The sequence below is a fragment of the Pseudomonas sp. genome (assembly GCF_035554175.1).
Classification (GTDB): Bacteria; Pseudomonadota; Gammaproteobacteria; order Pseudomonadales; family Pseudomonadaceae; genus Aquipseudomonas.
On record NZ_DATMIV010000028.1, the window covers coordinates 1 to 12,359 of the forward strand.

General features: G+C 60.2%; 9 protein-coding genes and 1 tRNA gene. 5 read left to right on the top strand and 5 right to left on the bottom strand.

What is annotated here, in order from left to right:
• Positions 1–33: 33 nt before the first annotated feature.
• Positions 34–109: transfer RNA gene (locus tag VNV36_RS13505), tRNA-Val, on the bottom strand.
• 158 nt (positions 110–267) lie between these two features.
• Here VNV36_RS13505 and rdgC point away from each other — a divergent pair.
• The 3 genes from rdgC to sugE all read left to right on the top strand — a co-directional run bounded on the left by rdgC (position 268) and on the right by sugE (position 2,739).
• Complete coding sequence (gene rdgC, locus VNV36_RS13510; RefSeq protein ID WP_325718211.1) at positions 268–1,188, top strand: recombination-associated protein RdgC; 921 nt, start codon at positions 268–270, stop codon at positions 1,186–1,188.
• A 151-nt stretch (positions 1,189–1,339) separates the two neighbouring features.
• Positions 1,340–2,305, top strand: coding sequence for a bile acid:sodium symporter family protein (locus VNV36_RS13515; protein ID WP_325718212.1), 966 nt, complete (start codon positions 1,340–1,342; stop codon positions 2,303–2,305).
• A gap of 119 nt (positions 2,306–2,424) precedes the next feature.
• Positions 2,425–2,739 carry a quaternary ammonium compound efflux SMR transporter SugE gene (sugE, locus tag VNV36_RS13520; RefSeq protein WP_024012188.1) on the top strand — a complete coding sequence of 105 codons (315 nt, stop codon included), beginning with the start codon at positions 2,425–2,427 and terminating at the stop codon, positions 2,737–2,739.
• Between the two features lie 114 nt (positions 2,740–2,853).
• Here sugE and VNV36_RS13525 read toward each other — a convergent pair whose 3' ends face one another.
• The 4 genes from VNV36_RS13525 to VNV36_RS13540 form a co-directional block, all read right to left on the bottom strand.
• Positions 2,854–4,725 (bottom strand): MFS transporter, encoded by a 1,872-nt coding sequence (locus VNV36_RS13525; RefSeq protein WP_325718213.1) that lies wholly within the window; start codon positions 4,723–4,725, stop codon positions 2,854–2,856.
• A gap of 96 nt (positions 4,726–4,821) precedes the next feature.
• Positions 4,822–5,973, bottom strand: coding sequence for a TDT family transporter (locus VNV36_RS13530; RefSeq protein ID WP_325718214.1), 1,152 nt, complete (start codon positions 5,971–5,973; stop codon positions 4,822–4,824).
• 105 nt (positions 5,974–6,078) lie between these two features.
• Positions 6,079–6,390: a cupin domain-containing protein gene (locus tag VNV36_RS13535; RefSeq protein ID WP_325718215.1), complete on the bottom strand. Its 312-nt coding sequence runs from the start codon at positions 6,388–6,390 to the stop codon at positions 6,079–6,081.
• Positions 6,391–6,439: 49 nt separating this feature from the next.
• On the bottom strand, positions 6,440–7,627 hold the full coding sequence (locus tag VNV36_RS13540; RefSeq protein WP_325718216.1) for an MFS transporter: 1,188 nt from the start codon (positions 7,625–7,627) through the stop codon (positions 6,440–6,442).
• A gap of 91 nt (positions 7,628–7,718) precedes the next feature.
• Between VNV36_RS13540 and VNV36_RS13545 the strand changes: the two genes are divergently transcribed.
• Both VNV36_RS13545 and VNV36_RS13550 read left to right on the top strand, forming a co-directional pair.
• Positions 7,719–8,261 (top strand): TetR/AcrR family transcriptional regulator, encoded by a 543-nt coding sequence (locus VNV36_RS13545; protein WP_325718217.1) that lies wholly within the window; start codon positions 7,719–7,721, stop codon positions 8,259–8,261.
• A 243-nt stretch (positions 8,262–8,504) separates the two neighbouring features.
• A complete protein-coding gene (locus tag VNV36_RS13550; protein ID WP_325718218.1) occupies positions 8,505–11,975 on the top strand; it encodes a hybrid sensor histidine kinase/response regulator in 3,471 nt (1,156 codons plus the stop codon).
• Positions 11,976–12,359: the final 384 nt, after the last annotated feature.

Consider the following 12,359-nt stretch of genomic DNA (forward strand, 5'->3'; position numbering starts at 1 on the left):
TGAACTACCGCTGCGCGTAACACTTGAAACGAATGGTGGGTGATGACGGGATCGAACCGCCGACATTCTGCTTGTAAGGCAGACGCTCTCCCAGCTGAGCTAATCACCCTTCGCTTCGGTGTGGCGCGCATTCTACGGAGCACCCCAACCTCTGGCAAGCACTTTTTTAAATAATTTTCCGAGGCCTTCCAAAGGCTTAGAGAAGGGTTGGCCTATGCCCCGGCGAAGACAATAATGCCCCCTTTGTATAAAGGAGTGATTCACCCCATGTGGTTCAAGAACCTGCTGATCTATCGCCTGACCCAAGACCTGCCTGTCGATGCCGAGGCGCTGGAAACTGCACTGGCGACCAAACTGGCGCGGCCGTGTGCAAGCCAGGAGTTGACCACCTACGGTTTCGTCGCGCCGTTCGGCAAGGGCGAAGATGCGCCGCTGGTGCACGTCAGCGGTGACTTCCTGCTGGTCGCCGCGCGCAAGGAAGAACGCATCCTGCCGGGCAGCGTCGTACGTGACGCGGTCAAGGAAAAGGTCGAAGAGATCGAAGCCGAGCAGATGCGCAAGGTCTATAAAAAGGAACGCGATCAGATCAAGGATGAAATCATCCAGGCGTTTCTGCCGCGCGCGTTCATTCGTCGCTCGTCGACCTTTGCTGCTATCGCGCCAAAACAGGGCCTGATTCTGGTCAACTCGGCCAGCCCGAAACGCGCCGAAGACCTGCTGTCGACCCTGCGCGAAGTGATCGGCACCCTGCCCGTGCGCCCGCTGACCGTGAAGATGGCGCCGACAGCCGTGATGACCGATTGGGTCACCACGCAAAAAGCCGCCGACGATTTCTATGTGCTGGACGAGTGCGAACTGCGCGACACCCACGAAGATGGCGGCATCGTCCGTTGCAAGCGTCAGGACCTGACCAGTGAAGAAATCCAGCTGCACCTGAGCACCGGCAAAGTCGTGACTCAGCTGTCGCTGGCCTGGCAGGACAAGCTGTCGTTCATGCTCGACGACAAGATGACCGTCAAGCGCCTGAAGTTCGAAGATCTGCTGCAGGATCAAGCGGAACAGGACGGTGGCGATGAAGCTTTGGGTCAGCTGGATGCAAGCTTCACGCTGATGATGCTGACCTTCGGCGATTTCCTGCCGGCACTGGTTGAAGCGTTGGGTGGGGAAGAGACGCCGCAAGGGATCTGACCCGTTATTCGTGTGAAAGCTTAAAAGATCGCAGCCTTCGGCAGCTCCTACATGAGACGAGTTTTCCTGTAGGAGCTGCCAAAGGCTGCGATCTTTTTGTTGGCGACGTATGCTTAGCTTCCTAACGCTTTCACATAACAAGGATCAAGCCATGCGCGCACTGGCTGCACTCAGCCGCTTTGTCGGCAATACCTTCGCTTACTGGGTTCTGATATTCGCCGTCGTGGCGTTTCTGCAACCGGCGTGGTTCATCGGGCTGAAAAGTGCGATCGTGCCGTTGCTCGGCCTGGTGATGTTCGGCATGGGCCTGACCCTCAAACTTGACGACTTCGCGGCCGTCGCTCGCCATCCGTGGCGAGTGGCGCTGGGCGTGGTGGCGCATTTCGTGATCATGCCCGGTGTGGCGTGGTTGCTCTGCCAGGTCTTTCACCTGCCGCCGGAAATCGCCGTCGGGGTAATTCTGGTCGGCTGCTGCCCGAGCGGTACGTCTTCGAACGTGATGACCTGGCTGGCTCGCGGCGATCTGGCGCTTTCAGTGGCGATTGCCGCCGTCACCACCCTCCTCGCTCCACTGCTGACCCCGGCGCTGATCTGGCTGCTGGCCTCGGCCTGGTTGCCGGTGTCGTTCATGGAGCTGTTCTGGTCGATTCTGCAAGTGGTGCTATTGCCGATCGTCCTCGGTGTGGTCGCGCAGCGTCTGCTCGGTAACAAGGTGCGGCATGCGGTGGATGTGTTGCCGATGGTGTCGGTGGTCAGCATCGTGATTATCGTCACCGCCGTCGTCGCCGTCAGCCAGGCGAAAATCGCCGAGTCCGGCCTGTTGATCATGGCCGTGGTGATGCTGCACAACAGCTTCGGCTATCTGCTCGGCTACTTTACCGGGCGCCTGTTCGGCTTGCCCTTGGCTCAGCGCAAGTCGCTGGCACTGGAAGTGGGCATGCAGAATTCGGGCTTGGGCGCAGCATTGGCCAGCGCGCATTTTTCGCCGCTGGCGGCGGTGCCGAGCGCGCTCTTCAGCGTCTGGCACAATATTTCCGGAGCGCTGCTATCGACGTATTTCCGCCGGATGAGCGAGCAGGAAGATCGCGACGACCTTGCGCAACGCGCTGCCGACTGAGCCGAGAACTTGATCCTCGGGTTGTTGCTCGCCACTATATTGCGCAACGCGGGGACGACCCTGCGGCTCGATCGAGTCATTAATCTGGGGACGACCCCGTCAATCGATGGAGGTTCTGCATGTCCTGGATCATTCTGTTCTGCGCCGGCCTGTTCGAAGTCGGCTGGGCCGTCGGCCTGAAATACACCGACGGCTTCACCCGCCCGCTCCCCACCGCCCTGACCGTCGCGGCCATGGCCATCAGCCTTGGCTTGTTGGGCCTGGCGATGAAGGAGTTGCCGTTGGGTACGGCCTATGCAATCTGGACCGGTGTGGGTGCAGTCGGTACGGTAATCGCCGGAATCATTCTGTTTGGCGAATCGATGGCATTGATCCGGCTGGTCAGTGTGGCGTTGATCGTTACGGGCTTGATTGGCCTTAAAGTCAGCGCTTGAACCGCTACCGCCTTCGCGAGCGGGCTCGCTCCCACATTCAACCGCGTTCCGTCATTGGTTTAGGGTCGACTGTGGGAGCGAGCCTGCTCGCGAAGAAGCCCTTTGATACAGCGACTATCTAACGGATCCGCGCAACTCCCCCACCAACACCTGCAACTTCGCCGGCTCGGTTCCTTCGGTCACCGCCGGCCCCGCCACCAGCGTCACCCGTGACCACAAACGCCGGAACAGGCCCTTGTTCGGGTCGCGACTGAAGAAACTCCCCCACAATCCCTGCAAGGCCAGAGGAATCACCGGCACCGGCGTCTCTTCCAGAATCCGCGTCACGCCGCTGCGAAATTCGTTGATCTCGCCATCGGCGGTCAATTTGCCTTCCGGGAAGATGCACACCAGCTCGCCGTCTTTCAGATATTGGGCAATGCGCGTGAAGGCTTTTTCGTAGATCTGGATATCTTCCTGCCGTCCGGCGATAGGAATAGTGCCCGCCGTACGAAAGATAAAGTTCAGCACCGGCAGGTTGTAGATCTTGTAGTACATGACAAAGCGAATCGGCCTGCGCACCGCGCCGCCGATCAACAAGGCGTCAACGAACGACACATGGTTGCACACCAGCAGCGCCGCGCCCTCGTCCGGGATCGCCTCGAGATTGCGATGTTCGACGCGGTACATGGAATGGCTGAGCAGCCAGATCATGAAGCGCATGCTGAATTCGGGAACGATCTTGAAGATGTAGGCGTTGACGCCGATGTTCAGCAGCGAAACCACAAGGAACAGCTGCGGAATCGACAGCTTGGCGAAACTCAACAAAACGATCGACACGATGGCCGAAACCACCATAAACAAAGCGTTGAGAATATTGTTGGCGGCAATCACCCGCGCCCGTTCGTTTTCAGCCGTGCGCGACTGGATCAGCGCGTACAGCGGCACAATGTAGAAACCGCCGAAAATGCCCAGGCCGAGGATGTCGATCAACACCGCCCAGGTGTGAACGAAGCCCAACACGGCAATCCAGCTATGGCCGGCGGCGCTGTCCGGAATCCCACCGGAATGCCACCACAGCAGCAGGCCAAACACGGTCAGGCCAAAGGAGCCGAACGGCACCAGACCGATCTCGACTTTGCGCCCGGAGAGCTTCTCGCAGAGCATCGAACCCAGGGCGATGCCCACCGAAAACACCGTCAGAATCAGGGTGACCACGGTTTCGTCGCCGTGCATCCACTCCTTGGCATAAGCCGGAATCTGCGTCAGATAAATCGCCCCGACGAACCAGAACCACGAGTTGCCGACAATCGAGCGCGACACCGCCGGCGTCTGACCCAAACCGAGTTTCAGGGTCGCCCAGGACTGACTGAAGATATTCCAGTTCAGGCGCATCTGCGGCGACGATGCCGCCGCCCGCGGAATGCTGCGGCTGGCCAGATAACCGAGCACGGCAATGCCGACAATGGCTGCGGACACCACAGGCGCGTAGTGCTGCGAGGACATCATGATCCCGGCGCCAATGGTCCCGGCGAGAATCGCCAGAAAAGTCCCCATCTCCACCAGACCGTTGCCGCCGACCAGTTCATCTTCACGCAGCGCCTGCGGCAGGATCGAATACTTCACCGGGCCGAACAGCGCCGAGTGCGTGCCCATGGCGAACAGCGCCACCAACATCAACGACAAATGATCGAAAAGAAAGCCGACGGCCCCTACCGCCATGATGGCGATTTCCGCGAGTTTGATCAGACGGATCAGCGCGTCCTTGGCGAATTTTTCCCCAAATTGCCCGGCCAGTGCCGAGAACAGGAAAAACGGCAGGATAAACAGCAACGCGCACAGATTGACCCAGATCGAGCGGTCGCCCTCGATGGTCAGTCGATACAGGATGGCGAGGATCAACGACTGTTTAAACACGTTGTCGTTAAACGCGCCGAGGGACTGGGTAATAAAGAAGGGCAAAAAGCGCCGGGTGCGCAACAGGTTGAACTGTGAGGGGTGACTCATCTTCCGTGTTTCCTGATGTTAGGTAGAGAGGCCTGGGTGCTTGTTATTGGAGTCCCGCACCACGATCCAGGCCACACCTTACCTAAACTTTTCAGATTATTTCTTCAAACCTGCGATGCACGGAGAGACAAACAGCTCGCCACGCCATGCCCCTTGCACGGTGCGCTTGCCGACGATCAGCCACATCGCCGCGAGCAAAATCACCAGCACGGTACCGAACACGCAGAAAAACGTCAGGTTGAGAGTGCTTGCCAGTTTCAGCGTCGCCAGCGAATACACGCCCAGCGGGAAGGTGAAGCCCCACCAGCCGAGGTTGAACGGGATGCCATCACGCAGATAACGCACGGTGATCAACAGCGCCATCAACATCCACCACAGGCCAAACCCCCATAGCGTAATCCCCGCAACCAGACCCAGGCCCGAGGCGATTTCGCCGACACCCGATAAACCATTCGCAGCAAATATCGCTGGGGCCTCACCGCCCAGCAGCAACATGCCCAACGCACCGGTGCCGATCGGGCCGAGCGCCAGCCAGCTCGACGCGGCCATGTTTTCGTGGGGCAATTTGTGCAGGGCCATGCGCAATAACAGGATGGTCAGAATGCTGAACGCCACCGGCAGGGAAAAAGCCCAGAGCACATAACTTGTGGTCAGGACGACGAGTTGCGAGTGGGCATCGTTCAGATGCGGCGCGAGCAAACCACCGCTGGCCGCTGCGACTTCGGCCGCCACCACGGGCAGCAACCAGACTGCCGTCATCTGATCGATGCTGTGTTCCTGACGGGTAAACATCATGTACGGAATCAGCACGCCACAGGCCAGCGACATCGCCACATCGATCCACCACAACACTTCGACGAGCTGAATGACGCCATCGCCCCAGCGTGGCAGGCCGAACAGCAGAAAACCGTTGATGATCGTCGCCAGGCCCATGGGAATGGTGCCAAAGAACATCGACACGGTGGAATGGCCGAAAATCCTCCGCGCTTCGTCGAAGAACAGAACCCAGCGTGCCGCGTACGCAGCCGTAAACAGGGTGAACAAGAAAATGTTGAACAGCCACAGACCTTCGGCTACGGCGTGCATTCCGGGAATCGCCAGCGGCAATTGCGCCAGCGCCAACGCCAGAACACCGGTGCCCATGGTCACGGCGAACCAGTTCGGAGTGAATTGGCGGATCGCCTCGCGCGGATGCTGCAGGTGGCTGAAAGGCTTGTAGCCAGGGGTAACGCTGTTAGGGCAAATCATCATGAACTCCTGTCCTCGGGTGAGGTGGAGCCCATGGTAGATCTGAATCGAATATCGATATAACGGGTAATATCTCTAACTGTTATCTGTTTTACAGATAAGCGCTTAGACGCTGCCCTCGGATTCGATCACCAGAATTCGCGCCACGCCTTGTGGATGGGCAACATGCTCAGTGCCGACCGAGGCGTAGAAAATGTCGCCGACATCCAGTAGCACTTGTTGCTCCTCGCCGTTTTCGCGGAAACGCATCTGCACCTGACCATCGAGCACAACAAAGACTTCTTCACCATCGTTGACGTGCCATTTGTACGGCTGATCCGTCCAGTGCAGGCGCGTGGTGATGCCGTTCATGTTGGCGATGTCCAGTGCGCCCCAAGCGCGCTCGGCGGTGAACGCTTTACTGCGGATAATCTTCATGAGTCGATCCGTGGGAGAAGTGCGCAAAGGCTAACTGAAACCGCGGCGCTTAAGGAGCGCTGCAAACTTTGGCGGCGTGTGGACGCAGACTCAGGAGCAGCGCAGCCACGGCCAGCACGATCAACACAACGCCGTAACCGTCAGTGGTCGCCAGCAGCCCGAAGCCGCGAGCCAGGTGCCCGGCAAGCAACGCCGGCAGACAGAACGCCAGGTAACTGAGCACGTAATACGCCGACATCAGCCCGGCTCGCTCATGGGGCAATGCCAGCGGCACCAGACTGCGCACGGCGCCAAGGAAGCCCGAACCAAAACCGCAGCCGGCAACCAGCGTACCGAAGAAAAACAGCGACAGACTGGCGCCATGCACGCCGAGCAGAATCAATATCAGTCCGACCGGCAGCAGACTCGCGCCTGAACGCAGCGCCTGGGAAGCCGGACGATTGCGCATCGTGAAGATCATCAACGCGCCGGTCACGGTCAGTGCCGCAACGGTCGCGCCGCCGATCAGATTGGAAGTTGAACCAGTGGCCGTACGCACCAAAGACGGCGCCAGCGAGGCGTAAAAACCACCAAGCGCCCAGGTTGCGGTGTTCAGTGGCAGCACTCGCCACAGGGTTGATCGCGCCTGCACTGGCACATGCAGGGTCGGTCGCAACGACGTCCATGCCCCGCCTTGCCGCGAGACACTTTCCGGCAAGCGCCAGACATATAAACCCTGCAACACGAACAACGCCAGCAGCAACCAATAGGTCAGCTGCAACGGTGCGGGCGCAAATTCTGCCAGCAAGCCACAACCCATGCCGCCCAGTGCCATGCCGAGCAACGGCGCGACACTGTTGATCAGCGGCCCGTGCTGACGGTCGGTATCGAGCAGTGTTGCGCTCAGCACAGCGGTCGCCATGCCGGTGGCGAAACCTTGCAACACGCGTGCGCTGATCAACCACGCAACGCTGTCGGCATAAATAAACAGCAGCATCGCCAGCGCATTGAGCAGCACGGCGGTGAAGATCACCGGCTTACGTCCCAAGTGGTCGGAAAGCGAACCGACCGTCAGCAACGCCGCCAGCAGACTCAAGGCATACACGGCAAAAATCAGCGTCAGCACCGCTGACGAAAAGTGCAACTGATTCTGATACAGGTGATACAACGGCGTCGGTGCGGTGGAAGCGGCGAGAAAACTGAGTAAGGTGATCGCCAGAAACCACAGGCTGGATCGATGGGACGCAAGGCTGGTCATGGGCACACTCCACAAAAGCTAAGTTTTTGCTTTTGCAGAGTGTGCTACCGCCTCGCGCTTAAAGCAAATTCTTTGTGTTAAGGTCTGCCGCATGGCTATTAAAGAAGGTTTACGCCCCGGAGGCCGTAGTGCACGGGTGCAAGAGTCGATTCATTCGGCCGTCCACGCGCTTTTGCAAGAACAGGAGCGCTCCACCGTGACCGTGCCGCAAATCGCTGCGCGCGCGGGCGTTACGCCGTCGACGATTTACCGGCGCTGGGGCGATCTGGCGACGTTGCTGGCTGACGTTGCCCTTGCCCGCATGCGCCCTGACAGCGAGCCGGTGAGCACTGGCAGCCTGCGCGGCGATCTCCGCGCCTGGGCCGAGCAGTATCTCGACGAGATGAGTTCAGAGCCGGGACGCCACATGATGCGCGATGTGCAGGCGAGCGCTACGCCGGGGTATTGCGTGGCGATCATTGGTGCGCAGTTGCAGACCATTGTTGATCGTTATCCCGATGAAAAGGCGCCGAGTGTTGATCGCCTTATCAATGTGGTGGTGGCGCCGGTGGTGTTCCGGATTCTGTTTTCGGCGGCGGCGCTGGAGGTTGATGAGCTTCATCGTCTGATCGATATCGCGTTACGTCCGGACTGACGCAAGGTAGGAGCTGACTAGTGCAACGAGGCTGCGATCTTTTGATTTTCAAAATCCAAGATCAAAAGATCGCAGCCTCGTTGCACTCGTCAGCTCCTACAGGATTGTGCGTTCAACCGCAACGATCCGTGCCTGCGACACCCCGCCACGCCACGACCTTGGTCGACACTGACTAACCGCCGCGCGCGTGCGAGACTGTTCGCCCGGCAGGAGTGCCGGGGAGTCTTTTGTCGGGAGTGCTGCATGTCGTTGTCCACCGGGCTGATCGCCGTCGTTGCCCTGGCCTACATGGCCATCATGTTCGCCATCGCCTTCTACGGCGACCGTCGCAGCACGCCGTTGCCGCCGCGTGTGCGTGCCTGGGTGTACAGCCTGTCTCTGGCGGTTTACTGCACCAGCTGGACGTTCTTCGGCGCGGTCGGCCAGGCGGCGGAACAACTGTGGTCGTTCCTGCCGATCTACCTCGGGCCGATCCTGCTGCTGGTGGGCGCGCCGTGGGTCCTGCAGAAAATGGTGATGATCAGCAAACAGGAGAACATTACCTCCATCGCCGACTTCATCGCTGCGCGCTACGGCAAATCACAATCGCTGGCGGTGGTCGTGGCACTCATCTGCCTGGTCGGCGTGCTGCCCTATATCGCCTTGCAGCTCAAAGGCATCGTCCTCGGGGTGAACCTGTTGATCGGCGCCGGCGCCGATGCCATGGGCACCCGCGCCCAGGACACCGCGCTGATCGTCTCGCTGGTGCTGGCCTTGTTCACCATCGTCTTCGGCACGCGCAACCTCGACGCCACCGAACACCACCGTGGCATGGTGCTGGCGATCGCCTTTGAATCGCTGGTCAAGCTGTTCGCCTTTCTCGCCGTCGGCGCCTTCGTCACTTATGGCCTCTACGACGGTTTCGACGATCTGTTCAATCAGGCGATGCTCGCTCCGCGCCTTGAGGCGTACTGGAAGGAAACCATCAACTGGCCGTCGATGGTGGTGCAGACCGGCGTGGCGATGATGGCGATTATCTGCCTGCCCCGGCAATTTCACGTCACCGTGGTGGAGAACATCGACCCTCAGGATCTGCGTCTGGCCAAATGGGTGTTCCCGGCGTATCTCGCCCTGGCTGCGTTGTTTGTAGTCCCGATCGCGCTGGCCGGTCAGATGATGCTACCCAGCCATGTACTACCCGATTCGTTCGTGATCAGCCTGCCGCTGGCCCAAGCCCATCCGGCACTGGCGATGCTGGCGTTTATCGGTGGCGCATCGGCAGCCACCGGCATGGTGATCGTCGCCAGCGTCGCGCTATCGACCATGGTGTCCAACGACATGCTGCTGCCGTGGCTGCTGCGCCGCAACAACGCCGAGCGCCCGTTCGAGGTATTTCGCCAGTGGATGCTGTCGGTGCGCCGCGTCAGCATCGTGGTGATTCTGCTACTGGCATACGTCAGCTATCGCTTGCTTGGTTCCACCGCGAGCCTGGCGACGATCGGCCAGATCGCCTTCGCGGCAGTCACCCAACTGGCGCCCGCCATGCTCGGCGCGCTGTACTGGAAACAGGCCAACCGCCGTGGCGTGTTCGCCGGCCTCGCCACCGGTACTTTCCTGTGGTTCTACACCCTGATTCTGCCGATTGCCGCGCACAGTCTCGGTTGGTCACTGAGCAGTTTCCCGGGGCTGGCGTGGCTGCACAGCAATCCGCTGAACCTGCCGATCACGCCGTTGACCCAAGGCGTGGTGCTTTCGCTGGCGGGTAACTTCACGCTGTTCGCCTGGGTCTCGGTGCTGTCGCGTACGCGGGTTTCAGAACACTGGCAGGCCGGGCGTTTCATCGGTCAGGAAATCAGCGCACGGCCCAACGGCCGCTCGATGCTGGCGGTGCAGATCGACGATCTGCTGCAACTGGCGGCGCGTTTTGTCGGCGAAGAGCGTGCGCGGCAGAGCTTCATTCGTTTCGCCTACCGGCAGGGAAAGGGTTTTAACCCCAACCAGAACGCCGATAGCGAATGGATCGCTCACACCGAACGTTTGCTCGCCGGTGTGCTTGGTGCTTCTTCGACACGCGCCGTGGTAAAAGCCGCCATCGAAGGTCGGGAAATGCAATTGGAGGATGTCGTCCGTATCGCTGACGAAGCCTCGGAAGTGCTGCAATTCAACCGGGCCTTACTGCAAGGCGCGATCGAAAACATTACCCAAGGCATCAGCGTGGTCGACCAGTCGCTGAAACTGGTGGCGTGGAACCGTCGCTATCTGGAGCTGTTCAACTACCCCGACGGTCTGATCAGCGTCGGCCGGCCGATTGCCGACATCATCCGTTACAACGCCGAGCGTGGGCTATGTGGCCCCGGCGAAGCGGAAGTGCACGTTGCCCGGCGTCTGCACTGGATGCGCCAGGGCCGCGCGCACACTTCCGAACGGCTGTTCCCCAATGGCCGGGTCATCGAGCTGATCGGCAACCCGATGCCCGGTGGCGGTTTCGTCATGAGCTTCACCGACATCACCGCATTCCGCGAGGCCGAACAGGCGCTGACCGAGGCCAATGAGGGCCTGGAGCAACGTGTCAGCGAGCGCACCCAGGAACTGTCGCAGCTCAACGTCGCACTTACCGAAGCCAAGGGCAACGCCGAGGCGGCCAACCAGTCGAAAACCCGCTTTCTTGCCGCCGTCAGCCACGACTTGATGCAACCGCTGAACGCCGCGCGGCTGTTTTCTGCGGCCCTCTCCCACCAGAACGAAGGCTTGAGTCCGGAGGCGCAGCAATTGGTGCAGCACCTCGACAGCTCACTGCGTTCAGCCGAAGACCTGATCAGCGATCTGCTGGATATCTCGCGTCTGGAAAACGGCAAGATCAACCCGGATCGCAAGGCCTTCGCCGTCAACGAACTGTTCGACATCCTCGGCGCCGAATTCAAAGCACTGGCGCAGGAGCAAGGGCTGACGTTCCGCGTGCGTGGCAGTCAGTTGCGCATCGACAGCGACATCAAACTGCTGCGGCGGATTCTGCAGAATTTCCTCACCAACGCTTTCCGTTACGCCAAGGGCCCGGTGCTGCTGGGCGTACGCCGGCGCGGCGGCGAGTTATGTCTGGAGGTATGGGATCGCGGGCCGGGCATTCCGGAAGACAAACAGCAGGTGATTTTCGAGGAGTTCAAACGCCTCGACAGCCATCAGACCCGTGCCGAAAAAGGCCTTGGGTTAGGCTTGGCGATCGCCGACGGCTTGTGCCGCGTGCTGGGGCACACCCTGCGCGTTCGTTCATGGCCGGGGCGTGGCAGCGTGTTCAGCGTGACGGTGCCACTGGCCCGCACGCAAACGGCTCCCGCGAGCGCGACGGTGGAGTTGAACGGCAAGCTGTTGAGCGGCGCGCAGGTGCTGTGCATCGATAACGAAGACAGCATTCTGATCGGCATGAACAGCCTGTTGAGCCGTTGGGGCTGCCAAGTGTGGACGGCGCGCAATCGCGAAGAATGCGCGGCAATCTTAAGTGAAGGCGTGCGACCGCAATTGGCGCTGGTTGACTATCACCTTGACCACGGCGACACCGGCACGCAGTTGATGGCGTGGTTGCGCACGCGTCTGGGTGAACCGGTGCCGGGCGTGGTGATAAGTGCGGATGGGCGTCCTGAGACGGTGGCGCAGGTGCATGCGGCGGGGCTGGATTATCTGGCCAAACCGGTGAAGCCGGCAGCGTTGCGGGCGTTGTTGAGTCGGTATTTGCCTTTATAGGTGGTGATTTCACTGACGCCTTCGCGAGCAGGCTCGCTCCCACAGAAAAGCAAAAGCAAAAGATCGCAGCCTTCGGCAGCTCCTACAGTTGGATCGCGCGTATCTGATGGAAATGGGTCGGCTGTCAGGCCGCCTTCGCGAGCAGGCTCGCTCCCACGGAAAAGCAAAAGCAAAAGATCGCAGCCTTCGGCAGCTCCCACACACAATGAGCGCTAGCTCGAGTAAAGCTTTTGATCTTGATCCACGGGCGACGTCGGAAGGCTGAGTGGAGGGATTGATCCGGGGGTGGGAGCGCAGCGACCGTTTGGCGCAGCCAAACACAGCGAGTGTAGGTGCAGCGAAGCAAACCGGAGCCGCTGCGCCCGGATCGATCCCGCAGCGAAG